We start from the raw sequence: 25,591 nt of genomic DNA, 5'->3' as shown, positions 1-25,591 counted from the left end.
TGTTGTGATTAGGCTATATGTGGTTCTAAACTGAAGCGGAGCACCCATGTGTTTCGCCAAAGACCCCAAAGAAGGAGTGCCGTGTACTGCCCATATTGCCGGCATACCGATTCGCGTGTCGTAGATAGCCGGCTCACCGACGACGGCACCGCAATTCGCCGCCGCCGCCAATGCGCAGCCTGCGGGCGCAGGTTCACCACCGCCGAAACCACCAGCCTGAACGTCCTCAAGCGTTCGGGCGTCGCCGAACCGTTCAGCCGGGCCAAGGTCATCAACGGCGTGCGCAAGGCCTGCCAGGGCCGTCCCGTCACCGACGACGACTTGGCGGTCCTTGCCCAGGAGGTCGAGGAAACCGTGCGCTCCAGCGGCGCCGCGGAAATCGATGCACACCAGGTGGGGCTCGCCATCCTGGCGCCGCTCCAGCGCCTGGACGAGGTGGCCTACCTGCGGTTCGCCAGCGTCTACCAGGGCTTTGAATCGCTTGAGGATTTCGAGCAGGCCATCGACAAGCTGCGGCGCGAACGCGAAGAACGTCCGACGGGCAAGCAGCGCCCGCTAAGCGCCAAATAGCATAAACTGGACCACCAAAAACGGGTGGCGTTCCGGGGCAGAAGCCCGGGAACGCCACCCGTTTAGTGTATGCAGCGTCAGCTGGCGAGCTGCTCGGAAATCACCGATTGCAGGGCCGAACCGACGATTCCCGCGTTGTTCTTCGAGGACGCGACAACCATCGGGGCATTGACCGAAATCTTCGGAAGGTAGTCGTCGGCCCGCTTGGAGATGCCGCCACCGATCACGAACAAGTTGGGGGAGAGCAGGAACTCGACGTGGGTGAAGAAGCGCTGCAGGCGCTCCGCGTACTCGTCCCAGGACAGGTCGTCGCGTTCGCGCGCCGAGGCCGAAGCCTTGGTCTCGGCAACGGCCGAGTCGATTTCCAGGTGGCCCAGTTCGACGTTCGGTACCAGCACGCCGTTGTGGATCAGGGCCGAGCCGATGCCGGTGCCCAGGGTGATGAGCAGGACGGTTCCGTCGACGCCCTTGCCGGCGCCGTAGCGGACCTCGGCCAGGCCGGCTGCGTCCGCGTCGTTCATGACGTGGACCGGGCGTCCCAGACGCTCGGTCAGCAGCGAATCGACATCCGTGCCGATCCAGGACTTGTCCACGTTGGCGGCCGAACGGGCCACCCCCTGGTGGATGATCGCCGGGAAAGTGACGCCCACCGGGGCGTCGATGGCCGGCGCACCCTCGCGGGAGGAAAGCTCCTCGACGATCTGGGCCACGACCTCCGCGACCGCGGCCGGAGTCGCCGGCTTGGGGGTGTCGATCCGGAAACGGTCGCCAATCAACTTGCCCCGTGTCAGGTCGACAATGCCGCCCTTGATGCCGGTGCCGCCGATGTCGATGCCGATGGCGACCGTGGTTTGCTTCTTCACGCTTTTAGACATGCTTATACTCGGGTTCTCTCTCGTGCGGGAAAGGTCCTGCCGTTAAGGCAGGGTGAGGATTTCGGCGCCGTCCTCATTGACGAGCAGAGTGTGTTCAAACTGTGCGGTGCGTTTGCGGTCCTTGGTGGTGGCCGTCCAGCCGTCCTCCCACATGTCCCATTCGATGGTTCCCAGGGTCAGCATGGGCTCGATGGTGAACGTCATGCCCGGCTCGATCAGCCGGTTGTAGGCCGGCGCCGCATCGTAATGCGGGATGATCAGCCCGGTGTGGAAGGATTCCCCGACGCCATGGCCGGTAAAGTCCCGAACCACACCATAACCGAATCTTTTCGCGTATGCCGAAATTGTGCGGCCTATGACGTTTATTTCGCGGCCCGGCATGACCGACTTGATGGCGCGGCGCAGGGACTCCTCGGTGCGTTTCACCAGCAGGCTCGATTCCTCGTCGACGTCCCCGGCCATGAACATGGCATTGGTGTCGCCGTGGACCCCGCCGATGAAGGCCGTGATGTCGATGTTGATGATGTCGCCATCCTCGACCACGGTGCTGTCCGGGATGCCGTGGCAGATGACCTCGTTGATCGATGCGCACAGGGACTTGGGGAAGCCGCGGTAGCCCAGCGTGGAGGGGTAGGCGTTGTGGTCGAGCAGGAACTCGTGCCCGATGCGGTCCAGCTCGTCGGTTGTCACGCCGGGAACCACCGCCTTGCCGACCTCGGCCAGCGCCTGCGCCGCGATCTTCGAGGCGATGCGCATCTTGGCGATGACCTCGGGGCTGCGGATTTCCGAGGAATCGGACTTCCGCGGCGCCGGGCGGCCGACGTATTCGGGGCGCTGGATCGAGGCGGGGACGGGGCGCTGTGGGGTCTGGACGCCGGGTTTCAGGGTCCCGACAGGTGCTGTTGACGCAAGAGGCATAACGCCTATTCTAGCCGTGCACCCAAGCCGCGGGCGCATGGGTCGGTTGCGGACCGTTCGGCCGCCCGACCCGGGGCTGTATGGTGGGCATTAGCCACGCAAAACAGAGCCAAAGGAAGGCGGACAACCAGATGAGCAAGGAACTCCCGGGTGAGGGCGAATACTGGTTCAACATCGTGACGGGGCAGGTCGAATCCGGGCCGCAGGCGGACTGGTCGCAACTGCTGGGGCCCTACAACTCGCGCGCCGAGGCCGAGCAGGCCATGACCAAGGTGCGCGAGCGCAACGAACAATGGGACGCGGAAGACGCGGCCGAGGATGAAGACTAGCCTCTAGTTCTCGAACTCGTGCTCGGGCGCCGGGAACGTACCGGAAACGACGTCCTGATGGTAGGCGGTGGCGGCCTGCGAAACGACGGAGCGCAGGTCGGCATATTTCTTCACAAAGCGTGCGCTCTTGCCGCCGCCCAGCCCGAGCATGTCTTGCCACACCAGGACCTGGCCGGTGGTGACGGGGCCCGCTCCGATGCCGACCGTTGGCACGTGCAGTGCCTCGTCGACGCGGCGGGCGGTCTCGGTGGGAACCATTTCCATCAGGACGGCGAAGGCGCCGGCGGCTTCCAACGCCTGGGCGTCGGCGATCAGTGCACCCGCGGCGTCCCCGCGCCCCTGGACCCGGTAGCCGCCCAGTGCGTGCTCCGACTGCGGGGTGAAGCCAATGTGTGCCATCACCGGAATGCCCGCGGCAACCATGGCCCGCACGTGCGGCGCAAAGTAGGTGCCGCCCTCGATCTTCACGGCATGCACCCCGCCCTCCTTCATCAGGCGCACGGCCGAGGTTACGGCCTGTTCGGGGGAGACCTCGTAAGAACCGAACGGAAGGTCGCAGACCACCAGGGCGCGCCTGACACCCGAGGTCACGGCCTTCGCAAAGACGACCATCTCGTCGAGGGTGATCGGCAGGGTGGAGGAGTAGCCCACGACGGTGTTGGCGGCGGAATCCCCGACCAGCAGGACCTCGATCCCGGCCTCGTCGAAGATGCCGGCCATCATGGTGTCGTATGCGGTGAGCATCGCAAACTTGCGCCCCTCGGCCTTGGCCTTTTGCAGGTGGTGGACGCGGACGCGGCCGCCCGGGGCCTGCGCGGCGGACGTGGTGTTTGCGGGGACTGGGGGATGAGCACTCATGGGCAAGAGACTAATGCACAATGCCCGAACACGTAGCACCGTGTCATGTAGCGAAAACCGTATAAAGTGATGGAGGCGGCACTTTCCGCCCCAATTTTCAAGCCGTTGTGGAAGGAACCCGCCGTGGATCGCCAGCAGGAATTCGTCCTCCGAACCATCGAAGAGCGCGACGTGCGCTTTGTTCGCCTGTGGTTCACCGATGTGGTGGGTTCGCTGAAGTCGGTGGCCCTGGCCCCGGCTGAGGTCGAGGGAGCCTTCGAGGAGGGCCTGGGCTTCGATGGGTCCTCCATCGAGGGGCTATCACGCATATACGAATCCGACATGCTCCTGCAGCCGGATCCGGCCACCTTCCAGATCCTGCCCTGGCGCGGGGAGACCGAACCCACCTCCCGCATGTTCTGCGACATCCTCACCCCGGACGGACTGCCGGCTGCCGCAGACTCCCGCCACGTGCTCAAGCGCCAGCTGGCCGTGGCCTCCGAGATGGGCTTCACCTGCTACACCCACCCCGAGATCGAGTTCTACCTGCTCAAGTCCTCGGAGATCGGTGCCGACGGCTACCCGGTGCCGGTCGACCGCGGCGGCTACTTCGACCACGTCACCGGCGGCGTTGCACAGGACTTCCGGCGCACCGCCGTGACCATGCTCGAGGCCGTTGGCATCTCCGTTGAGTTCTCCCACCACGAGAACGGCCCGGGCCAGAACGAAATCGACCTGCGCTACGCCGATGCCCTGCAGACGGCCGACAACGTGATGACCTTCCGCACAGTCATCAAGGAGGTGGCGATCCAGCAGGGCATTTACGCGACCTTCATGCCCAAGCCGTTCTCCGACGAACCGGGCTCCGGCATGCACACCCACTTCTCCCTCTTCGAGGGCGACACCAACGCCTTCTTCGAGGCCGGGCGCGAATTCCAGCTCTCGGACACCGCACGCCAGTTCATCGCGGGCATCCTGCGCCACGCGCCGGAATTCACGGCGGTGACCAACCAGTTCGTGAACTCCTACAAGCGACTGTGGGGCGGCGGCGAGGCCCCGAGCCACAGGTCCTGGGGACACAACAACCGCTCGGCGTTGGTCCGCGTCCCGCTGTACAAGCCGGGCAAGGGGCAGAGCGCGCGCGTGGAATACCGCGGCATCGACTCGGCCACCAACCCGTACCTGGCCTACGCGTGCCTGCTCGGTGCCGGCCTGAAGGGCATCCAGGAGGGCTACGAACTCGAGCCACAGGCCGAGGACGACGTCTGGGGCCTGAGCAGCGCCGAACGCCGCGCGTCCGGCCACGACCCGCTGCCCGGTTCGCTGCACGATGCGATCCGCGCCATGGAGGAATCCGAGCTGGTCGCCGACATCCTCGGCGAGCAGGTCTTCAACTCCTTCCTGCGCAACAAGCGCGACGAGTGGGAAGCGTACCGGCAGAACGTGAGCCCGTTCGAGCTGCGCCGCTACCTCGGGATCCTCTAGGGGCCATTCGTGAATCCCACGCGGCGGCTCATCTCCGCCGGCTTTGACGACCTCGAACGTGCCAAGCGGTTCCTGGCGGCCGAGGAACTCTCCGGGGTCGACCTCAAGGAACTCGTCGGGAACCTGGCCAACGCCGCGGACCCCGACCTGGCCTTGCTGTCACTGGTCAGGTTGATCCCGCACGCCCCGGCCGCGGTGGCGCTGGTGCGTAACCCGCGCACGGCCCCTGGCCTGTTGCGCGTGCTCGGCGCCTCCGACGCCCTGGCCGGCTTCATGGTCCGGGAGCCCGGGGCGCTGGCCGTCTTCGAGCAGGTGCCCGACGCCCAAATCAAGGGATGCGCCGCCGAAGACCTGCGGGAACAACTCCTGCTGGCCGTCGGCGCGGACCCGGGATCGGCCGCCGCGCCGACGGCCACGCTGACCGGGCCCGAGGGCTACCGGGCGCTGCGTGTCGCCTACCGCGGGGCGCTGCTGTCGCTGGCGCACCGCGACCTCGGTGCGGCCAACGCGCTGGATGCGATGCCGGTGGTGGGCCGCGAGCTCGCCGACCTTGCCGCCGCGGCCATCGAGGCCGCGCTGGCCATCAGCCGGACCGAGGCGGTCGAGCGCTTTGCCGCGCAGGACGTCGCGGCCGTGCGGCTGGCCGTGATCGGCATGGGCAAGTGCGGCGCCCGCGAACTGAACTACGTCTCCGACGTCGATGTCATCTACGTGCACGCGAGCGACGGGCTCGACGAGCAGCTCGCCTCGGGCATTGCCGCGGTGCTGGCGGCGGGCATCTCCCGCGCCATCGATTCCACGGGGCCGGAGCCCGGCCTGTGGGAGGTCGATGCAAACCTGCGCCCCGAGGGCAAGGACGGCGCGCTCTCGCGCACGCTCGAATCCCACGCCGCCTACTACAAGCGCTGGGCCGCCTCCTGGGAATTTCAGGCGCTGCTCAAGGCCCGCGCCATCGCCGGCGACGCCGCGCTGGGCGCCGACTACGAGGCCATGGCAGCGCCGCTGATCTGGTCCTCCTCGGAACGGGCGGGCTTCGTCGAATCGGTGCAGGGCATGCGCCGCCGCGTCACCGCCAACATCAAGCCCGAGGAACTCTCGCGCCAGCTCAAGCTGGGCCCAGGCGGCCTGCGGGACGTGGAGTTCACCGTCCAGCTGCTGCAGCTGGTTCACGGCCGGGTCGACGAGTCCCTGCGCGTGCGCACCACCACCACCGCCATCGGCGCGTTGAGTCGGGCCGGCTACATCGGCCGCGAAGACGCGGAGAGCTTCGACGGGTCCTACCGGTTCCTGCGCGTGCTCGAGCACCGCATCCAGCTTGTCAACCTGCGCCGCACGCACCTGATGCCGCAACGTGAGTCGGGCCAGCGGGTGCTTGCCCGCGGGGTGCGCTCGATGCTGGGCGTGGAACTTGCCACCGCCGCGAAGCTGCTGGAGCGCTGGGGGGAGACCAAACGCGAGGTCCGCAAGCTGCATGAGCGGATCTTCTACCGCCCGCTGCTGAGCACCTCCGCCAACCTCTCCCGCGACGAGGTCCGCCTGAGCCCGGAGGCGGCGCAGGCCCGGCTGCGCGCCCTGGGCTACGTCGACCCGAAGGCCGCGATGCGCCACATCGACGCGCTCACCGGCGGGGTCCGGCGCCGCGCCGCGCTGCAACGCCAGCTGCTGCCGGTGCTGCTGGGCTGGATCGCCGAGGGCGTTGACCCCGACGCCGGGCTGCTGGGCTTCAGGCGCCTGAGCGAATCGCTGGGGGAGTCCCACTGGTACCTTGGCATGCTGCGCGACTCGAACGCGGCGGCCGAAAGGCTGTGCAAGATCCTGTCCAACTCCCGGTTCATCACCGACCTGTTGGAGGTTTCCCCGGAGTCGACGGCCTGGCTGGGTTCCGACAAGGACCTGCAGCCATTGACCTTCGAGGCCCTGTGGGCGGAGATCTCCTCCAAGCTCAAGCGCAACCTCGGCACCGACCCGGCCATCCGCCTCATCCGGGTGATCCGCCGGCGAGAGATGCTGCGCATCGCGCTGGCAGACGGCGCCGAGGTCATCGACCAGGACGGGGTGGGCCGCGCGCTGGCGGACAACGACCGCGCCGCGGTGCTCGGCACCCTGCGGGTCGCGCAAAACCTCGAGTACGAGACGACAGCGCAGCTGTGCGAGGTGCTGGTTGTCGCCATGGGGCGCCAGGGCGGCCGCGAGATCGGCTACTGCTCGGACGCCGATGTCATGTTCGTGCAGCGGCCCCTCGAGGGGGCGGACCCTCAGGCCGCCCAGGAGCAGGCGCTGCGCATCGTCACCTCGCTCGGTTCGTTCCTGGCCAAGCCCATGACCCCGGCGATCCAGGCCGAGCCGCGGCTCGAGGTCGACGCGAAGCTGCGCCCCGAGGGCCAGAGCGGCCCGCTGGTGCGTTCGTTCGACGCCTACCAGGAGTACTACAAGCGGTGGGTCCATGTCTGGGAACGCCAGGCCTTGCTGCGTGCCGCGCCCATGGCCGGTGCCGACGAGCTGGCCGCGGACTTCATGGCCCTGGCCGACGAGGTGCGCTACGGTGAGCCGATCGGGGAGGAGCAGGTCCGGGAGATCCGCCGGATCAAGGCCCGGGTGGAGGCCGAGCGGCTGCCGCGCGGTGCCGACCCCGCACGCCACCTCAAGCTGGGCCGCGGCTCGCTCAGCGACGTCGAATGGCTGGTCCAGCTCATCCAGCTGCAGCATGCGGCAACCATGCCCGCGCTGCGCACCACCTCGACGCGGCCCGCGCTGCAGGCGATCGCCGAGGCCGGCATCATCCCGGCGGAGGACGTCCAGATCCTCGACCACGCCTGGGCCCTGGCCACCAGGATCCGCAGCGCGGGGGTGATCTGCACCGGCCGGGTGACCGACGTGCTGCCGCATTCCTGGCGGGACATGGAAGCCGTCGCACGCTGGTGCGGCTACTCGCCGGGGGAGGCCGCGGTGATGGAGGACGACTACCTCAAGGCCACCCGGCGTGCGCGGCAGGTTTTTGAGCGACATTTTTACGCCTTCGAGGACTAAAACGCCGCAACCCGGGGCATAGTAAGTAGCAGCACCCGTTGCCGTCACTTCGAAAGGTAGGCACCCCTGCCATGCACATCACCCGAGCCGAAATGGATGACCTGGTCGAGCGCGAGGCGGCCAAGGCCGCTGCCTCGTCCAACGGGCGCAGCGCCGTGGCGGTGCTCAACGACGGGAGGCTGCGCCACACCCTGATCACGCTGACCGCCGGATCGAGCCTGAACGAGCACCCCAAGCCGGAGTCCGCGACGCTGCTGGTGCTGCGCGGCAGCATCGTCGTCAGCTGGGAGGGGCAGTCCACGGCCATTGCCCACGGCGGGCTGTTCGTGCTGCCCGATGCGCTCCACGACGTGCTGGCCGACGCGGACAGCTCGTTCCTGCTGACCACCATCGCGGGCTAGCCGGGTTCCGGGGGTATCGCGATGTCTGTGGTCGTTGCGCTGGCGTCCGGCGGGATGTACAGGAACGATGACGAGGACGGCGCCCAGGTCGCCTACAAGATCCTCGGGAACGGAACCCTGGCCATACTCGTGAAGCCGGCGGGCGGCGAGCTGATGATCCTGCGCGAGTTCTCGCCGGCGGGCTATGCCTGGGTCGAGGGGAAGCGTTTCCTGGGCGAGGTCGACAGGCTGGGCGGAACCGACGGCATCGTCATGTTCGGCTGATTGCCGCCGGGACAGGAAACACCTGACATATCGAACTTGAGACAACTAAAGGGAGCCAACGACATGTGTCGTTGGCTCCCTTTGGTGCGGGCTAGGGCCCGGTTGTCACAGTGGGCTGACTAGCAGCCGTAGTACAGCTCGAACTCGTACGGGTTCGGGCGCAGCGACAGCGGCTTGATTTCGTGTTCGCGCTTGTATTCGATCCAGGTGCGGATCAGGTCCTCGGTGAAGACGTCGCCCTCAAGCAGGAAGTCGAAGTCGTTTTCGAGGGCCAGCAGGGCTTCTTCGAGCGAGCTCGGGGCAACCTGGATGTCCTTGGCTTCCTCGGCCGGGAGCTCGTAGAGGTCCTTGTCGATCGGGTCTGCGGGCTCGATGCGGTTCTTGATGCCGTCGAGGCCTGCCATCAACTGTGCGGCGAATGCCAGGTACGGGTTCGATGCCGCATCCGGTGCGCGGAATTCGATGCGCTTGGCCTTCGGGTTCGATCCGGTGATCGGGATGCGGATGCCGGCGGAGCGGTTGCCCTGCGAGTAAACCATGTTGACCGGGGCTTCGAAGCCCTTGACCAGGCGGCGGTAGGAGTTCACGGTCGGGTTGGTGAAGGCCAACACGGCCGAGGCGTGCTTCAGCAGGCCGCCGATGTACCAGCGAGCCATGTCCGAGAGGCCGGCGTAGCCCTTCTCGTCGTAGAACAGCGGAATGCCGTTGGCCCAGAGCGACTGGTGGCAGTGCATGCCCGAGCCGTTGTCGCCGAAGATCGGCTTCGGCATGAAGGTTGCGGACTTGCCCCAGGCATCGGCCACGTTCTTGACGATGTACTTGAACTTCAAGATGTCATCGGCCGAGTGGGTCAGCGTGTTGAACTTGTAGTTGATCTCTGCCTGGCCGGCGGCGCCCACCTCGTGGTGGCTGCGCTCGACTTCAAGGCCAGCGGCCTCGAGCTCAAGGCAGATGGCGTCGCGCAGGTCTGCCTGCTTGTCGGTCGGGGAGACCGGGAAGTAACCGCCCTTGAAGGGGGTCTTGTAGCCCTGGTTGCCGCCCTCTTCCTTCTTGCCGGTGTTCCACGGAGCCTCGATGGAATCGACCTTGTAGAAGGAGCCCTGCGGCTTGGATTCGTACTGCACGTTGTCGAAGATGAAGAATTCGGCTTCGGGTGCGAAGAATGCGGTGTCGGCAATGCCGGTGGAGGTCAGGTAGGCCTCGGCGCGCTCGGCCACGCCGCGCGGGTCGCGGTGGTAAGGCTCACCGGTGCGCGGGTTCACGATCGAGAAGTTGAACGCGAGGGTCTTTTCCAGACGGAACGGATCGACGAAACCGGAAGTCACGTCCGGGATCAGCTGCATGTCGGAGTCGGCGATGCCGGCGAATCCGCGGATCGAGGAACCGTCGAAGAGCTGGCCGTTGAGGAAGAAGTCAGCGTCGACCGTGCGGGCCGGAACGTTGAAGTGCTGCTGAACGCCGGGGAGATCCGTGAAACGGATATCGACAAACTTGACGTCTTCTTCGGCAATGTATGCCATGACTTCTTCTGGACTCTTGAACATTGTCAGGGGCTCCTGTGTGGTTTCATCGGTGTGCGGCTGGGGTTGCCGTGGAAGGGAGAAGACCGAGTCTCCCCTTCCTTCGTTATCAACCATAGACCGTTGCCGTTACTCTACTGTGTCTCGATTGTTTCAAGTACGTTACACAGAAGAGGATTTCATCCTCAAGTGCATGAAGTGAATCACATAGCCAGCTGGCAGTGTGGCGTGGCTTACCCGAAAGCCCTGGAAATACGGGGCTCCGGAGCGCGAGTTGGCGCGCCCCGGTAGTCTGGTAGATGTGGAAAGAAAAGATTTTGGCTCGTGGCTCGAGGGCCCGCCGCAACTGAGTAACCAGGAATGGCCAGGCAAGCGACTCGGGCGTCCCGAGAGCGGGCCGGGCTCCGTCGCGAGGATCGGAAGGCGCGTTGGCGCCCTGCTGGTTGACTGGGGAATCGCGATGCTGATATCGCTGATCTTCTTCAAGGGAGACACGACGGCGAACCTGGTGATCTTTGCGGCCACGCAAATGCTCTTCGTCGGAGTCACCGGACACTCCATCGGCCACCGAATCTTCGGGATGCAGGTCCAGGGCATGGACGGAACCGCGGTGAAGCCGCTGGCCGGAATCATTCGGACCTTGCTGATCTGCCTGGTCGTCCCGCCGCTGCTGAGCGATTCCGATCAGCGCGGCTACCACGACCGGCTGGGCAAGACGATTCTCGTACGTATCTAGTTCGGCATTGTGACGGGTTGGGAATAGTTAAATGCGTGAGGGGCTGGAACCAAGTTGGTTCCAGCCCCTCACGCATTTAACGAGTGTTGTTCTTTAGCGTCCGCGGCGATCCGGGCGGGCCCGGTTCGGGTCGATTCCCTTGGGGATCGGCAAGCGAGCGCTACCCAGGGTGCTCAGTCGCTTGTCGACGGCGCTGATTTCCAGCTTGGTGATCGACTTCGGAAGCTTCTTCATTGCCTTGCCAACCTCGGCCAAAGGAACCTGTCCTTCGTCGCTGCCGGCGTTGATGACGTGGATCGGGACGTTGGGAAGAACGCGGTTCATGCGCTTGCGCTCGGCGTCAACCAGCGTGCGAACGCGCGTGGTCGGCCCCTCCGTCACGAGTACAACGCCAGCGCGGCCGATACCCAGGAAGACCAGGTCCTTGGTGCGCGGGTTGACCGCGACAGGTTCGTCCTTCAGGATCCAGCCACGGCGAAGCACACTCATGGCCGCACCGGCAGCGCCGGGACGTCCCTCGAGCTGCTTGAACGCGGCCTTTTCGGCTCGGCGGGAAAGAATCATCGTTGCAGCCAACAATGCCAGCGGGATCGAGATGAGAAGCGCGGTGATCCAGTTCTTGATCAGCAGGCCAACAATGAGGCCCACCACCAGAACGCCAAGGGCCGCCAGGATCATCAGCCAAACAACCATCGGGTCGTTCTTTCGAGTCATCTGGAAGACCTGACCCAGCTGTTTCAGCCGGCCTGGTTCCTTAGTGGCCTTCTCGGCCTTTGGCTTGCGCGAAAAGAGTCCACGCTTTGGGCTTGCAGCCTCGCTCGAGGCATTATCGGTGTTTTTGGCCATAGTGGTTCAATTCTACGTGATGCAAAGCTGACTATGTGCCGACCAGAGAGGACGCCTCCTGCCGCGTGTCTCCGGAACTTTCGATGTGGGCCAGGGCTTCGGGAATTGGCAGGCCCTTCTTGCGCATGGCACCGGCCCACAGTCGTCCGGCGCGGTAGGAGGAACGAACCAGCGGGCCGCTCATGACTCCGAGCATGCCGAGTTCTTCGGCTTCCTGCTGCAATTCCACAAACTCCTGCGGCTTGACCCAACGTTCCACCGGGTGGTGGCGCTCAGTCGGGCGCAGGTACTGGGTGATGGTCAACAAGTCGCAGCCAGCCTCCACGAGGTCCTTGATGGCCTCGGTGACTTCTTCACGGGTCTCGCCCATGCCCAGGATCAGGTTGGATTTGGTGATCATCCCGTTGGCACGGCCCTGGGTAATGACGTCAAGCGAGCGCTCATAACGGAAGGCCGGGCGGATGGACTTAAAGAGCCGAGGCACCGTCTCAAGGTTGTGGGCATAGACCTCGGGAGCCGAGGCGCAGATTTCGTCGAGGAACTCCGGTTTGCCGGAGAAATCGGGAATCAGCAGTTCAACGCCGGTGCCTGGGTTCAGCTGGTGGATGCGGCGGACTGTCTCGGCGTAGAGCCAGGTTCCCTCATCCTCCAGGTCGTCGCGGGCGACACCCGTGACGGTTGCGTAGCGCAGGCCCATCTTCTTGACGCTCATGGCGACCTTGAACGGCTCGGCACGGTCGACGGCCTGCGGCTTGCCGGTGTCGATTTGGCAGAAATCGCAGCGGCGGGTGCATTCGGAGCCGCCGATGAGGAAGGTCGCTTCCTTGTCTTCCCAGCATTCGAAGATGTTCGGGCAGCCTGCTTCTTCGCAGACGGTGTTCAGGCCCTCGGACTTGACGAGCTTCTTCAGCCCCACGTATTCGGGGCCGATGTTGACCTTGGCCTTGATCCAGGCCGGTTTCCGTTCAACGGGCGTTGCGGAGTTGCGCTGTTCAATACGCAGCAGGCGGCGGCCCTCGGGTGCAGCGGTCATCGGTTGGCTCCTTCTGGGGTGGTGGATGTCAACGACACGATGGGGCTCAGCAAGGCCTCGAGTTCTTTCTCGACACGGTCAATGACATCGGCTGGAGTGATGGTGGTTCCAGTTAATTCGCTGAGGTTTGTGACCCCGGCGTCGGTGATTCCACAAGGGATGATTTGTGCGTAGGGGGAGAGGTCGTTGGAGCAGTTGAAGGCAAAGCCATGCATGGTGACGCCATGGTCCACGCGGATGCCGATGGCGCCGAGTTTGCGGTCTTGGGCGCCATCGGTGCCCAGCACCCACACGCCACTTCGGCCCTTGATGCGAGTGGCGGGAACGCCGTACCCGGTGGATACATTGATCATTGCTTCCTCGAGGACCGAGACGTACTCGCGGATGCCCTTCATGTCCAGCAAGCGGACGATTGCGTATCCGACGAGCTGGCCGGGGCCGTGCCAGGTCAGCTTTCCGCCCCGATCAACGTCAATGACGGGTGTTCCGTCCACTGGCAGGTCTTCGGGTTCCGTCAGGCGGCCCGCGGTATACACTGCCTCGTGTTCCAGGAGGAAGACCACGGGACCGGAATTTCCGTGCGTGACTTCCTCGTGAACGCGCCGTTGCAGTTCCCAGGCCTCGCGATAATCGACCAGCTCCGGAGCCAGGCCAATTCGTTCGAATTTGATGCTCATGGCCAATACGGTACGCCTATCGTTGACAGCCTTCGAATTCGCTAAGACAGGGATCTTGTGGATAACAAAAACCAAATTCTTCTATGAAGCGTAGAACTAATGCATGGAAACGCATGACGAACCGCAGCAACAACCGCAAATTGCCGGATATGACACCAATCGGTATCTGGGGCAAGGCGGAAACGGAACAGTATGGGTTATTCAGGACACCGGTTCGGGTGAGGAATTGGCCGTAAAGATCATCGGATATGACGAATCGTTGCGACGGATTGGATTCCGTGAATTGAATCTGCGTCATGAATTTTTGGTGCACGAATACGGGATGGTGGATTCCTCCCTTGGCCCGGGAATATTGATGGAGTATTGCCCGGCAGGCAGCGCAGCGGCGGTGGTTGCTTCCCGCGGACCGCTGAGTGTTGGCGAAGTGTTGACGGTGATTGCGCCGATTGCTGAGGCCCTGCAGTTTCTTCACGAGCAGGGAGTGACCCATGCCGACGTGAGTCCAAGAAACATCCTTTTCACCGCCGAAGGGAAGCCAAAGCTAGGCGACTTTGGAGCCCACGCGATCCGGGGCGAAACCCCTGACGATTATGGAACAAACGGATTCTGCGCGCCGGAGGTCGCAGGGGTTGCCGACCCCGGTGAACTTGAACCCACCCGCGACGTATACGCGTTGGCGGCATGTACGTGGTACCTGTTGACCGGGCGGGCTCCGGCTCCGGCAACAAGCAGAATCCCGATTGGGGCGATGGTTCCGGAAGCAAACGACAATCTCGCGGTCCTTCTTGAAGACGGTCTTGCAATCGATCCGTTGCGGCGCCCCAGCGCAGGGCAGTTCGCCCAACGGATCTTTTCAGCTGGTGACCCGATCGCCGTTGAGTTCGGTTCTGCAGTTGACCCGGAGGCGCTCAGACACATGGTCACCACGCGTCAGTCGTCTCGAAAAAGAACCCCTCTCACACGGTTCAAGAGGTCCGAAACGAGGAAGGATCAAGCCGCCGTCGTCCCAGGGGATCGTGGTCGCAACAGGGGTGGGCGAAAGCCAGCGCACACTCCTCCGGATTTTCCGACGCTGGCGGGGGAGAACACCCAGTCGCGCCTCCGCCGTCAAAGAAGCGGGAGAACACGCGAGGCCCAGGGGCATCGGATACATTCGCTGGAAAGCGGAAGGCGCAAACTGGTGATAGCCGGTCTTCTCGGGATCATGGTGGTCGCATCCGGGGCTGTTCTCGCCCAGTCGATGGACATCCGCGTCTCCCAAGCCGATGCCCACGAGATCGGGTCCCCGGTCGATGCCGTACCGGTGCCGACCGCATCAGGCGGAATTCGTCCAGGACCGGGAAGGGAACGCGACGAAATACTCATGGCCGCAGCGGACCTGACGTTGCGGCGGGACCGAATCATGTTGGGTGCCGATGCAAGGGCGCTCAAGAACATCCACGTGCCGGGTTCCCCGTCGCTGGCTCGCGACGGCGAGATCCTCGCGCTGATGAAGCGAAACGGGTTGAAGCTTGAGTCACTGCAAACGTCAATGGAAGATGCATCCGTTGTTGCTCTCGGGACAAACGGCAGTGCGTTCGTGGAAGCAACCAGCAAGCAAAGCGGCTACCGGTACGTGGACGGCTCAGGAAAAGCCGTTTTCACCGCAAAAGAGCTGGAGAGGCAGCCTGTGCGTCTTGAACTGCGCCGGGACAAGGGCAATTGGAAAATCTGGGATGTCGATTTGACGCCGAATGGCCAACCGTGACGGACATGGCAAAGCGGGTGCCGTTGGTTCGCGAGATTGGATCCACGCGCACCAGAAACACCCGCTAGTGGTTATGCCAGACGTGCATCCAAGGTGATGGAAGGAACCGAGGCCAGAGCCGCAGACACTGGACAGCCTTCCTTGGCGGCGTGGGCCAACTTTTGGAACTCTCCGTCGTCGAGGCCCGGAACCGTTGCCACCAGCGTCAAACGAATCTCGCTGATCCTTGCACCGTTGCTGGTGTCGAAATCGACTTCCGCGGTGGTCACAAGCCTTTCAGCAACGTGGCCCGAGTCCTTCAGCATGCCGCTGAGTGCCATGCAGTAGCAGGATGCATGGGCCGCTGCGATGAGTTCCTCCGGGCTGGTCTTGCCCTCAGCGGCCTCGGCGCGCGCCCGCCAGGTCACCGGGAAGGTTCCGATACCTGAGGTTTCAAAGGTGGTTTCCCCGGTGCCCGAGACCAAATCCCCGGTCCAGACGGTGTTTGCGCTTCGTGTTACTGCCATGGTGACAACTCCTTGGATTTGCAGAGGAATCGAAGCTTGCGCTCCATGTGCCATCCTATGACCGCGCATCTGGAACCGAAAGGGCGATTGCCGGGCGTTTGCAGGCTGGCTAACGGTCGCGATCTCCGTTAACCGACCCTCGCAATGCCGGTGTCGAGGAGAACGAATCTCGGGTTAAACACGGTTGCGGTGTGCGCCAACAGGCGCACACCGCAACGGATCATGCGACGTATCGGGGGACTAGACCCAGAGAGCGGCAACGGCGATCGCGATCAACGCGGTGCCGCCGGTGCCGTGGGCCAGTCCGGTCGGGACCTCCTGGCCGTTCTTGATCTTCTTGCGGCCCAAGAGTGCCGCCACGAAGACGCCGATTGCCAGCAGGAGCTTCACGGCGATCTTGACGTGGTTCAGTCCGTCACTTCCGTCGACGCGGTTCATTTCGGCCAGGCCGACGAGCAACAGACCTGTCGCCAGCTGGGAAATGGCACCGTACCACTGCCAAATGTTGACGGTAGGCGTCTTGAAGTTGGCGAGCCAGCCGCCGAAGATCGCCGCTGCACCCAAAATGTGCAGGAATACGAGGAAGTTGTGCAAAAAATCCGGAAAGGTCATGCCCATAGCCTAATCGAAATTCGACGCCGCGTAGAACTTGGTTTGCGCGAAAGCGTCCGATGACATGGTGGTACGACTCGGGGCGGCACTCCGTGGTGGAGTGCCGCCCCGAGTGGCGAAGCCCTAGGTCTTAGAGACCGAGGTCGGCTGCGAAGGCGCCTTCTTCAAGGCGTGCCTTCAGCGTCTGCAGGAAGCGACCTGCATCGGCGCCGTCGACCAGACGGTGATCGTAGGTCAGCGACAGGTACATCATGTGGCGGATGGCAATGGTGTCATCGCCATCGGCGTTGGTGACCACTACTGCGCGCTTGACGATCGCACCGGTGCCCAGGATGGCTACCTGAGGCTGGTTGATGATCGGGGTGTCGAACAGTGCGCCAACCGAACCGATGTTGGTGATCGAGAAGGTGCCGCCCGAGAGCTCGTCCGGACCGATCTTGTTGGTGCGGGTGCGGTTTGCAACGTCGGCGATCTTGCCGGCCAAGCCGGCAAGGTTCAGGTCGCCCGCGTTGGAAACAACCGGAACCAGCAGGCCCTTGTCGGTGTCTACTGCAATCGCCAGGTGCTCGGCGTTGTGGTAGGTGATTTCCTGGGTGTCTTCGTTGTACTCCGCGTTCAGCTTCGGGTGCTGCTTCAGCGCTTCGGCTACGGCCTTGGCGATGAACGGCAGGAAGGTGAGCTTGGTGCCGTTGGTTGCCGCGAAGGCATCCTTGGCCTTGTTGCGCAGCTTGAAGATGCGGGTCATGTCGACCTCGTGCACCTGAGTCAGCTGCGTGGAGATGTCCAGCGATTCGCGCATGCGGCGGGCGATGACCTGGCGGATGCGCGGAGCCTTGGCAACGGTGCCGCGCAACGAGGAAGCCACGACGGGGGCTGCTGCTGCGGCCGGGGCTGCAACAGGTGCTGCCGCTGCCGGAGCCGAAACGGTCTTGGCTGCGGCTGCTGCATCGATGACGTCCTGCTTGCGGATGCGACCGCCAACGCCGGTGCCGGTCACGGTGGACAGGTCGACGCCGTTCTGGTTTGCCAAGCGGCGAACCAGAGGGGTGACGTAGCCGTCGTTGCCTGCGGCAGCCGCAGGTGCAGCGGCAACAGGTGCAGCCGGAGCAGCTACAGGAGCGGCCGGGGCAGCAACGGGTGCCGGTGCGGCTACGGGGGCCGGAGCTGCAACGGGAGCTGGTGCTGCAACCGGAGCGGCAACAGGTGCGGCCGGAGCTGCAACAGGTGCGGCCGGAGCGGCTGCGCCTGCAGCGCCGATGATTGCCAGGATCGAGCCGACTTCAGCGGTCTCGTCCTCGGCAACGCGGATTTCCAGCAGGGTGCCGGCAACCGGGGAGGGAACCTCGGTGTCGACCTTGTCGGTGGAAACCTCAAGCAAAGGCTCGTCCACTGCAACATCGTCGCCGACGGCCTTCAACCAGCGGGTGACGGTGCCTTCGGTGACGGATTCGCCCAAAGCCGGAAGGGTGATTTCGGTGCCCGATGCCGGTGCGGCGGGGGCGGCCGGTGCTGCCGGGGCAGCCTCTGCAACCGGAGCCGGTGCGGCTACCGGGGCCGGGGCCTCGACAGCTGCGGGTGCCTCGGCCACCGGAGCCGCGGCGGAACCCGAGCCGTCGCCGATGCGAACCAGTGCGGCTCCAACATCTGCGGTTTCGTCTTCTGCGACGAGGATCTCTTCGATGATGCCGGCAACCGGCGAAGGGATCTCGGTGTCGACCTTGTCGGTCGAAACTTCCAGCAACGGCTCGTCGACCTCAACGCGGTCGCCGACCTGCTTGAGCCAGCGCGTAACGGTGCCTTCGGTGACACTTTCACCCAAAGCGGGCAAGTTCACGGTTTCAGACATCTTGTTCCCGTTCTCCTAAAAACTAAATTTTGTGTGCGAGAGATCCGCGGGTTTCCCGCACATCTCGTGGGAGGCGTTGCCTCCGAGTTTAGTGCACCGCGCACGCGTACCTTTTGGTTCGCGTGCGCGGTGCACTAATTGTGACTAACCGTGCAGCGGCTTGCCGGCCAAAGCCATTGCGGCCTCGCCGAGCGATTCGTTCTGCGTCGGGTGTGCGTGGATGAGCTGCGCAACGTCCTCCGGGTAGGCTTCCCAGTTCACGATGAGCTGTGCCTCACCGATCTGCTCGCCGATGCGGCCGCCGATGCCGTGAACGCCGACGATCGGGCCGTTCTTGACGCGGACCATCTTGATCAGGCCGGAAGTGCCCAGGATGGAGGACTTGCCGTTGCCTGCAAGGTTGTATTCGGTGACCTCGATCTGGTCGGCGCCGAACTTTTCCTTGGCTGCAGGCTCCGAGTAGCCAACCGAAGCGATTTCCGGTTCGCAGAAGGTGACCTTCGGGATGTTGATGTCCTCGACGACAACCGGGTTCAGGCCGGCGATTTCTTCGGCGACGAAGATGCCGTGCTGGTAGCCGCGGTGCGCAAGCTGGACGCCCGGGACGATGTCGCCGATGGCGAAGATGTTGCCCACGCCGGTGTGGCAGCGCTCGTTGATGAGCACGAAGCCGCGGTCCATCGGGATGCCCTGTTCTTCGTAGCCCAGGCCGGCGGTGACCGGGCCACGGCCAACGGCAACCAGGACGATGTCTGCTTCGAGGACCTTGCCGTCGGCCAGGAAGACCTTGACTCCGTTGGCGTCCTGCTCGACCTTTTCGAAGAAGACGCCGGTGTTGAACTTGATGCCGCGCTTCTTGAAGGCGCGCTCCAGGTTCTTGATGATCGAGGGATCCTCGTTCGGCACCAGGGAAGGCAAGCCTTCAACGATGGTCACGTCGACGCCGAAGGACTTCCACACGGAAGCGAATTCAACGCCGATCACGCCGCCGCCGAGCACGATGGCGCTCTTCGGAAGATCTACCATGTTCAGGGCTTCGGTGCTGGTCAGCACGCGGCCGCCGATTTCAAGGCCGAAGGTCTTGGACTCGGAGCCGGTGGCCAGGATGATGTTCTTGCCCTTGTAAGCAACACCGTCAACGTCGATGGTGTCCTGGGAGACCAGGCGGCCGTTACCTTCGATAACGGTGACCTTCTTCATCTTCAGCAGGCCGGTCAGGCCCTTGTGCTTGCCGGCGACAATGCCGTCCTTGTAGCTGCGCACGGCGCCGAGGTCGATGGACTCAAGGGTGGTGTTGATGCCGTACTTGGCACCTTCGCGAGCGTTCTCGGCCAGTTCGGCCGAGTGCAGGTACGCCTTGGTCGGGATGCAACCGGTGTGCAGGCAGGTGCCACCGAGCTTGGCCTTCTCAATCAAGCCGACGGTGAAACCCAGCTGGACGGCGCGCAATGCTGCCGAGTAGCCGGCGGAACCGCCGCCGAGAATGAGGATGTCGAATTCTTGCGTTGCTGCCGATTCGGCCACGTGAACGCTCCCTCGTTATGAGTTGTGGCCAACGTGGTGGTCGGCCATGGTGTGTGGGGGTGATTCCTCGCGCCCGTGATGCGGGCGCGGAGAAACTGTAATGCAAGTGATCTATCAGAATTACCTTAGCCCCATGAAACCGACAGAGCCACCTGCCGTGATACACATTGCCGTCAACTGTGACGGGTTACACAACGCCGGGGAGAAACGGAAAAGTTCCGGAAAAACCCCGGCGTCGTGCACGCCTCGACCATGGGGGCAGGTGGGACTACTTTCCTGCGGCCATTTCCTCGGCGAAGGTCACCAGGGTGCGCACCGAGGAGCCGGTGGCGTTCTTGTGGGTGTAGCCGAAGGCTGCGGCCTCGTTGAAGGCCGGTCCGGCGATGTCCATGTGTGCCCACGGGATCTTCACGCCGTCGACCTCGCCGACGAATTCGTTCAGGAACGCGGCGGCGGTCATCATGCCGCCCATGCGCTCACCGATGTTTGCCAGGTCGGCGACCTGCGACTCGATGCTCGGGCGCAGTTCCTCCGGAATCGGCATGGCCCAGGCGGCCTCGCCGGCACGGTCTGCGGCGGCGACCACGGAATCGCGCAGTGCCTCGTCGCCCATGACGCCCGCGGTGCGCACACCCAGGGCCACGACCTGGGCGCCGGTGAGCGTGGCGACGTCGATGATTGCATCCGGCTTCTCGGCGCTGGCCGCAACCAGGCCGTCGGCCATGACCAAGCGGCCCTCGGCATCGGTGTTCAGCACCTCGACGGTCTTGCCGCCGAACATGGTGATGACATCGCCGGGACGGGTCGAGCCGCCGCCGGGCATGTTCTCCGCAAGGCACAGCCACGCGGTGACCTTCACGGGAAGGCCCAGCTCGGCGATTGCGACGATTGCCTGGTGGATCGTCGCGGCGCCGGCCATGTCGTTCTTCATGGCGTGCATGCCGGCCGCGGGCTTGATGGAAATGCCGCCGGTGTCGAAGGTGATGCCCTTGCCGACGAGGGCCAGGTGCTTGGCAGCCTTGGCGGGGGAGTACTCGACCTTGACCAGGCGCGGGCCGCGATCCGATCCGCGTCCGACACCCGTCAGGCCGCCGTAGCCGTCCTTTTCCAGCTTCTTGTCGTCAATGACGGTGACCTTCAGGGCGAGGCCCTTGGCGGTGTCCTTGACTTCCTGGGCGAAGGATTCCGGGAACAGGACGTTCGGGGCGGTGTTGACCAGGTCCCGGGTTGCGCGCACCGCGCGGCCGATGACCGCTGCGCGCTTCAGTGCAGCGGGCAGCTTCTTGTCCGCCGAGGCTGCGGTGGCGATGACGGCCTCGCCCAGCGGCTGCTTCTTGGCCGGGGTCGAGCGGTGGTTGGAGAAGTCGTAGGCGCCCATGGCGATGCCCTCGGCGACGGCTTCGGCCTGGGTGACCGTTGCGGCCGGCAAGGCAAACAGCACGGCGGAGGTGCCGGCAAGCTGGCGGGTCGCCGAGCCGGCGGCGCGACGCAGCGCCTCTTCGGTCAGCGTGGATTCCTCGAAGTCGCCCAGGCCGATGAAGGCGAAGAGCTCGGCCTTCGTTTCGGCGGTTGCCGGCAGGAGGGTCAGCTCGTCTGCGGCTCCGGTGGCGTTGAGCAGGTTCAGGGAAGCCTGCAGCGACTCGGTCACCTTCGGGCTGAACGGCGAGGCCACCAGCGTCGGGCCGTCGGTGCCCTTGACGACACCAAGGACCAAGGTGCCGGCGCCGATGCGCTTGATATCGGTGGAAACGGCGGTCAGCTTGAGATCGCTTGAGTTGATCACGAAACGATTCCTGTTCGGTAGATTCTGTGGGTGCAGTGAAAGTACGTGTACCTCGGGGTGCGCCATCGGTGCCGGACCCCAAGGTCGTTGGCGGTCCCGTTGCCGATTGGGCTTTACCGATCGTATCCCTGAGACGGAGCACACACCGCATTTGGGGCCGAGTCGGCCTAGAATTGAGGGTGGTCACGGGAAGAAATCACGCACTCCCTTGGTTGACCCCTCTGTAACGGGACCGATCCGATCTGGTTGAGTTCCCACGTCCACTCCTGTTGGGTCCGGGTGTTTGCTTGCGCGCAGTCCAAGCGCATGCCTCCGGGACATCGGAGAACGCCATGACAGCAACCTGAAAGGAGCAGCGGCAATGCTTGAGTACCAATCCCTGGTCCGGTTCGAAGATGTCGATCTGGATACCCTGGAAGTTCAAGGCCTCGACCTGCTGATTGGAATGCGCGGCCATGCCGATGCCGGCCATGTGGCCTCGCAGGTGCGCACCGAACTGCTTGATTCGCTCAACCCCCGGTTGATTGCCTCCTTCGATACCGACCAGCTGATCAACTACCGCGAGCGCCGGCCCCAGATATCCTTCCTCGGCGACCACTTCGCCGCCTACCAGCCGCCGCGCCTGGAGCTTTACCTGCTCACCGACGGGCTGGAGCAGGATTTCCTTTTCCTGACCGGCCCCGAACCCGACCTTGCCTGGGAACGGGTGTCACGGGCGATCGTCGCCCTGGTCGAGGCTTTGAATGTCCGCCTGACGGTTTCCTTCGGCGCCGTGCCGATGCCCGTCCCGCACACACGCCAGATGGGCGTCACGGCGCACGGAAACCGCAAGGACCTCATCGAGGGCATTTCCACGTGGTCGCCCACCGCCGAACTCCCGGCCAGCCTGGTCAACCTCATCGAGGTGCGCTTGATCGAGGCCTCGCGCGACGTGGTCGGCTACTCGATGCACGTCCCGCACTACCTTTCCGAGGCCGAATACCCGCAGGTTGCCGTCGGGGCGCTGGAGTACGTCGGCGCCGCCATGGGCCTGGGCCTGCCCACCGACCGGCTGCGTGAAGCGGGCCGCCGCCTTGAAGGCCAGATCGCCGAGCAGGTTGCCGGCAGCCCCGAGGTACAGAAAATGGTTGCGGGCTTTGAGGAGCGGTTCGACCAGCACGTTCCCGAGACGGAGCGTCGCTCGCTGCTCGTGAGCCTCGATGCAGAGGTTCCCGACGGGGATGAACTGGCGATGGCCGTGGAGGCCTTCCTTTCCGGCGTGGACGACCAAGGTGGCCCGGCCGCCACCGACTCCTAGTGGGTAAGCCGGCCCACCACGATTCCGCACGATCCTGGCTGGTGTGGGGCGCCGCCGTCGTTGCGTACTTGATCGCAGTCGCCCAGCGAACCAGCTTCGGTGTCGCCGGGCTTGAGGCAACCGAGCGCTTTGACGCCTCGGCCTCCATCCTTGCAACGTTCTCCGTTGTCCAGCTTGTCGTCTATGCGGGATTGCAGATCCCCGTCGGCGTGCTGGTCGACCGATGGGGCCCACGCGCGATGATCACCGGCGGCGCCGCGTTGATGCTGGTCGGCCAGTTGCTTCTGGCGATGGCCGACTCGGTGGGCGCCGGACTCGTCGGCAGGTTCTTCGTCGGCGCCGGCGATGCGATGACGTTCGTCTCGGTGATCCGCCTGCTGCCCATCTGGTTCTCCGGCTACCGGATCCCGATGCTCACCCAGGTCACCGGCATGGTCGGACAACTGGGCCAGCTGCTCTCGCTGATCCCCTTCGTGGCGCTGCTTCACATGTGGAGCTGGACGCCCGCGTTCCTCTCGCTGGCGGCGCTCTCTGTCCTGGCATTGCTGCTGGCGTTGTTCCTGGTCAGCGACGGGCCGCGCGCCGCGGGCCCGCGGCCCGCCCAGCCCAGGGTCCGCGCCCTGCTGTCCCATGCGTGGAAGGAACCCGGCACCCGCTTGGGCTTCTGGACCCACTTCACTACGCAGTTCTCCGCCAACGTCTTCCTGTTGACGTGGGGCTACCCGTTCCTGGTCTCGGGGCAGGGATTGTCCCCGGCGCTCGCCTCGGGGCTTCTGTCCATCTTCGTGCTCGTTGCGATGGTCTTTGGCCCGATACTGGGTGCTGCGGTGGCCCGGTATCCGACCCAGCGGTCCAACATCGCCTTCGGCGTCATCCTGGGCATCGCGTTGAGCTGGCTGGCGGTCGTCCTTTGGCCAGGGCGGGCTCCCTTGTGGATGCTTGTTGTCCTGATCGTTTTCGTCGCGATCGGCGGCCCGGCCTCCATGATCGGGTTCGACTTTGCGCGCACCTTTAATCCGCAGCATGTCATTGGCACAGCCACCGGCATCGTCAACGTCGGCGGATTCATGGCCGCCCTGGTATGCGTTTACGTTATTGGCTGGCTGATGGACTTCCAGCAAAAGGCCGCCGGGCCGGGCGCCGAGCTGTACAACCTCGATGCCTTCCGCTGGGCCATGTCGTTCCAGTTCATCGTGATCGCCATCGGTGTCATCGGCATGTTCGTCACCCGGGGCAAGGCACGCCGGAACCTGGCGCTGCGCGGGGAGTCCTTGCCCGGCGGTGCGGCAAAGGGTGTTTTGGGCAAGTAGCCTCGGCACTGCCCCGCACAGCACTGGTGCCCGATGCGTGGACCGCGGCGCTCCACAGCCGGTCCCGGAACCCGGACGGCGGTTCGCTGCCACACGCACCATATGGTGCATGACTACTTCACCCTCGGCATCGAACTTTTCCCTGGCCAGCCCCGACGAGGTGCTCGCCTACATTCCGCACGCGCTTGGTTTCTACCCGCGAAACTCGGTGGTCTTGTTGATCATGCAAAAGGCGGGGCTGGCGGCCACGTTGCGCGTCGACCTGCCGGCGGGCCATCACGAACCATCCGACGAGCGCGTCTGGGTTGGCCAACTCGTGAACCTGGTCCACAAGGTGCCGCGGGCCGACGCCGTATTCGTCGCCTTCTACACCGAGCAGTCGCCGGAGACCGCCGCGGATTGGCCGCCGCGCCACAGGTTGCTCCAAAAGCTTGTCACGGCATTGATGCGCGCCGGCATCCAGGTGCGCGACGGCTGGCACGTCGGGTCGGAGCGGTGGCACAGCTACTTTTGCGGCAGCGAAGAATGCTGCCCGGCAGAGGGCTTCGCGCTTCCGGACCTTGCGCTGACGGAAACCCACCTGCGCATGGTGGTTGCGGGGTCCGCTCCCGAGGATCAGCTGTGGGACGGCAGCGGCGTCGCCGAGTGGCCAAACAAGGATGCGGTTCGTGCTCAGGTGTCGGAAATGCTCGAGGGCTTTTCCGGATCGTCGTCTCGGGAGCAATTCATCGACGGCTGGGCTCGCCTCCTGGATGCCGATCCCGCCGTTGCCGAACAGCGGATGCGCGGAACCGAATCGTTGTGCGGGGCGTTGCTTGCCTCCTTGCACGACAAGACGATCCGGGACCTGTTGCCGTATCTCGCCGGCAGGGGATCGGGGCGCGCCCTGCAAGCCTTCCGAGAGGTCACCGGGGCCGTTGACTGCGGCGGGGCATCGCACGACTTTTCCGATTTCCTTTTGGGAACAGCGGGTGCGCAACCCGACTGGGAAAGGATGGATCGGCTCTGGTTAATCTGCCGCGACCTTTTGGGTGTTGCTGCGGGACAGGACCATGCGGCTCTGCTGTGCCTGCTCGGTTGGCTCGAATGGTCGAAGGGGCGGGGGAGCTCTGCGCTGAACCTGCTTAAGTCTGCTTTGCGCACGGATCCCGGTTACAGGCTGGCGCAACTGTTGCTGAGGTTGCTCGAGGCCGGTGAAATGCCGTCTTGGGTCGCCGACCCGGAAAGGGCATGGCACAGGAAACTCGACGGGCGGCTCAGCGCCTAGTCGCAGAGGCCCTTGTAGGGAAAATCTCCCGACAAAAATGGGGCACGGTGAATCCCCGGCCAACTGAAACATGAGACACTGTTAACCAGCAGACCCGGTTGGGTTCGTGATCCATGGCTCTTAAGCAGTTGTCACCGGTTATCCGGAGGGAACAAATGGCGGGAGTAAGGCGTTCTATTAC

Annotated in this window: 23 protein-coding genes; 11 read left to right on the top strand and 12 right to left on the bottom strand. The window is 64.4% G+C overall.

What is annotated here, in order from left to right; all coding sequences use genetic code 11:
- The first annotated feature begins 81 nt into the window (after positions 1-81).
- The gene (nrdR, locus tag ACIQLF_RS16030) at positions 82-570 is read left to right on the top strand and encodes a transcriptional regulator NrdR (protein ID WP_387525755.1); all 489 of its coding nucleotides are present in this window, start codon (positions 82-84) and stop codon (positions 568-570) included.
- Between the two features lie 77 nt (positions 571-647).
- On the opposite strand, the gene ppgK is transcribed toward nrdR, so the two are convergent.
- Complete coding sequence (gene ppgK, locus ACIQLF_RS16025; RefSeq protein WP_400300454.1) at positions 648-1,445, bottom strand: polyphosphate--glucose phosphotransferase; 798 nt, start codon at positions 1,443-1,445, stop codon at positions 648-650.
- A 42-nt stretch (positions 1,446-1,487) separates the two neighbouring features.
- On the bottom strand, positions 1,488-2,363 hold the full coding sequence (gene map / locus ACIQLF_RS16020) for a type I methionyl aminopeptidase (protein ID WP_400300451.1): 876 nt from the start codon (positions 2,361-2,363) through the stop codon (positions 1,488-1,490).
- A gap of 131 nt (positions 2,364-2,494) precedes the next feature.
- On the opposite strand from map, the gene ACIQLF_RS16015 reads away from it, so the two are divergent.
- Positions 2,495-2,692, top strand: a complete 198-nt coding sequence (locus ACIQLF_RS16015; protein ID WP_387525747.1) for an SPOR domain-containing protein — start codon at positions 2,495-2,497, stop codon at positions 2,690-2,692.
- Between the two features lie 3 nt (positions 2,693-2,695).
- Here the strand turns inward: ACIQLF_RS16015 and panB are convergent, their stop codons facing one another.
- The gene (gene panB, locus ACIQLF_RS16010) at positions 2,696-3,550 is read right to left on the bottom strand and encodes a 3-methyl-2-oxobutanoate hydroxymethyltransferase (protein ID WP_400300448.1); all 855 of its coding nucleotides are present in this window, start codon (positions 3,548-3,550) and stop codon (positions 2,696-2,698) included.
- A 123-nt stretch (positions 3,551-3,673) separates the two neighbouring features.
- Between panB and glnA (ACIQLF_RS16005) the strand changes: the two genes are divergently transcribed.
- The 4 genes from glnA (ACIQLF_RS16005) to ACIQLF_RS15990 all read left to right on the top strand — a co-directional run bounded on the left by glnA (ACIQLF_RS16005) (position 3,674) and on the right by ACIQLF_RS15990 (position 8,706).
- Positions 3,674-5,014, top strand: a complete 1,341-nt coding sequence (glnA, locus tag ACIQLF_RS16005; protein WP_387525741.1) for a type I glutamate--ammonia ligase — start codon at positions 3,674-3,676, stop codon at positions 5,012-5,014.
- Between the two features lie 9 nt (positions 5,015-5,023).
- Positions 5,024-8,041 carry a bifunctional [glutamine synthetase] adenylyltransferase/[glutamine synthetase]-adenylyl-L-tyrosine phosphorylase gene (locus tag ACIQLF_RS16000; RefSeq protein WP_400300445.1) on the top strand — a complete coding sequence of 1,006 codons (3,018 nt, stop codon included), beginning with the start codon at positions 5,024-5,026 and terminating at the stop codon, positions 8,039-8,041.
- A gap of 71 nt (positions 8,042-8,112) precedes the next feature.
- On the top strand, positions 8,113-8,442 hold the full coding sequence (locus ACIQLF_RS15995; protein ID WP_400300443.1) for a cupin: 330 nt from the start codon (positions 8,113-8,115) through the stop codon (positions 8,440-8,442).
- 21 nt (positions 8,443-8,463) lie between these two features.
- Entirely contained in the window at positions 8,464-8,706 is a 243-nt protein-coding gene (locus ACIQLF_RS15990) for a hypothetical protein (protein ID WP_400300441.1), read from the top strand.
- Positions 8,707-8,825: 119 nt separating this feature from the next.
- On the opposite strand, the gene glnA (ACIQLF_RS15985) is transcribed toward ACIQLF_RS15990, so the two are convergent.
- Positions 8,826-10,250 carry a type I glutamate--ammonia ligase gene (glnA, locus tag ACIQLF_RS15985; protein ID WP_400300438.1) on the bottom strand — a complete coding sequence of 475 codons (1,425 nt, stop codon included), beginning with the start codon at positions 10,248-10,250 and terminating at the stop codon, positions 8,826-8,828.
- Positions 10,251-10,527: 277 nt separating this feature from the next.
- Between glnA (ACIQLF_RS15985) and ACIQLF_RS15980 the strand changes: the two genes are divergently transcribed.
- Complete coding sequence (locus ACIQLF_RS15980) at positions 10,528-10,962, top strand: RDD family protein (RefSeq protein WP_400300436.1); 435 nt, start codon at positions 10,528-10,530, stop codon at positions 10,960-10,962.
- 93 nt (positions 10,963-11,055) lie between these two features.
- On the opposite strand, the gene ACIQLF_RS15975 is transcribed toward ACIQLF_RS15980, so the two are convergent.
- Genes ACIQLF_RS15975 through lipB form a run of 3 tightly spaced genes read right to left on the bottom strand, consistent with a single transcriptional unit; the run spans position 11,056 to position 13,518 of the window.
- Positions 11,056-11,808: a DUF4191 domain-containing protein gene (locus ACIQLF_RS15975; protein ID WP_400300434.1), complete on the bottom strand. Its 753-nt coding sequence runs from the start codon at positions 11,806-11,808 to the stop codon at positions 11,056-11,058.
- A gap of 31 nt (positions 11,809-11,839) precedes the next feature.
- Positions 11,840-12,841, bottom strand: coding sequence for a lipoyl synthase (lipA, locus tag ACIQLF_RS15970; RefSeq protein ID WP_400300431.1), 1,002 nt, complete (start codon positions 12,839-12,841; stop codon positions 11,840-11,842).
- On the bottom strand, positions 12,838-13,518 hold the full coding sequence (lipB, locus tag ACIQLF_RS15965; RefSeq protein WP_400300429.1) for a lipoyl(octanoyl) transferase LipB: 681 nt from the start codon (positions 13,516-13,518) through the stop codon (positions 12,838-12,840). Before lipB ends, lipA begins: the two co-directional genes overlap by 4 nt.
- A 103-nt stretch (positions 13,519-13,621) precedes the next feature.
- On the opposite strand from lipB, the gene ACIQLF_RS15960 reads away from it, so the two are divergent.
- The gene (locus ACIQLF_RS15960) at positions 13,622-15,265 is read left to right on the top strand and encodes a serine/threonine protein kinase (protein ID WP_400300426.1); all 1,644 of its coding nucleotides are present in this window, start codon (positions 13,622-13,624) and stop codon (positions 15,263-15,265) included.
- A 71-nt stretch (positions 15,266-15,336) separates the two neighbouring features.
- Here ACIQLF_RS15960 and ACIQLF_RS15955 read toward each other — a convergent pair whose 3' ends face one another.
- The 5 genes from ACIQLF_RS15955 to ACIQLF_RS15935 form a co-directional block, all read right to left on the bottom strand.
- Positions 15,337-15,771 (bottom strand): OsmC family peroxiredoxin, encoded by a 435-nt coding sequence (locus ACIQLF_RS15955; protein ID WP_400300423.1) that lies wholly within the window; start codon positions 15,769-15,771, stop codon positions 15,337-15,339.
- A gap of 240 nt (positions 15,772-16,011) precedes the next feature.
- On the bottom strand, positions 16,012-16,383 hold the full coding sequence (locus ACIQLF_RS15950) for a hypothetical protein (RefSeq protein ID WP_400300421.1): 372 nt from the start codon (positions 16,381-16,383) through the stop codon (positions 16,012-16,014).
- A 130-nt stretch (positions 16,384-16,513) separates the two neighbouring features.
- The gene (gene sucB, locus ACIQLF_RS15945) at positions 16,514-18,229 is read right to left on the bottom strand and encodes a 2-oxoglutarate dehydrogenase, E2 component, dihydrolipoamide succinyltransferase (RefSeq protein WP_400300418.1); all 1,716 of its coding nucleotides are present in this window, start codon (positions 18,227-18,229) and stop codon (positions 16,514-16,516) included.
- Between the two features lie 144 nt (positions 18,230-18,373).
- Positions 18,374-19,753, bottom strand: a complete 1,380-nt coding sequence (gene lpdA / locus ACIQLF_RS15940; RefSeq protein WP_400300416.1) for a dihydrolipoyl dehydrogenase — start codon at positions 19,751-19,753, stop codon at positions 18,374-18,376.
- Positions 19,754-20,021: 268 nt separating this feature from the next.
- Complete coding sequence (locus tag ACIQLF_RS15935; RefSeq protein WP_400300413.1) at positions 20,022-21,536, bottom strand: leucyl aminopeptidase; 1,515 nt, start codon at positions 21,534-21,536, stop codon at positions 20,022-20,024.
- 361 nt (positions 21,537-21,897) lie between these two features.
- Here ACIQLF_RS15935 and ACIQLF_RS15930 point away from each other — a divergent pair, with 361 nt between their 5' ends.
- The 3 genes from ACIQLF_RS15930 to ACIQLF_RS15920 all read left to right on the top strand — a co-directional run bounded on the left by ACIQLF_RS15930 (position 21,898) and on the right by ACIQLF_RS15920 (position 25,410).
- The gene (locus ACIQLF_RS15930; protein WP_400300411.1) at positions 21,898-22,833 is read left to right on the top strand and encodes a proteasome assembly chaperone family protein; all 936 of its coding nucleotides are present in this window, start codon (positions 21,898-21,900) and stop codon (positions 22,831-22,833) included.
- Complete coding sequence (locus ACIQLF_RS15925; protein ID WP_400300408.1) at positions 22,833-24,143, top strand: nitrate/nitrite transporter; 1,311 nt, start codon at positions 22,833-22,835, stop codon at positions 24,141-24,143. The genes ACIQLF_RS15930 and ACIQLF_RS15925 overlap by 1 nt, the downstream gene beginning before the upstream one ends.
- A 109-nt stretch (positions 24,144-24,252) precedes the next feature.
- A complete protein-coding gene (locus ACIQLF_RS15920) occupies positions 24,253-25,410 on the top strand; it encodes a DUF4192 domain-containing protein (RefSeq protein WP_400300406.1) in 1,158 nt (385 codons plus the stop codon).
- Positions 25,411-25,591 lie beyond the last annotated feature (181 nt).

It is taken from the genome of Paeniglutamicibacter sp. NPDC091659 (assembly GCF_044756805.1).
Lineage (GTDB): Bacteria > Actinomycetota > Actinomycetes > Actinomycetales > Micrococcaceae > Paeniglutamicibacter.
This window is presented reverse-complemented; position numbering and strand designations above follow the sequence as displayed.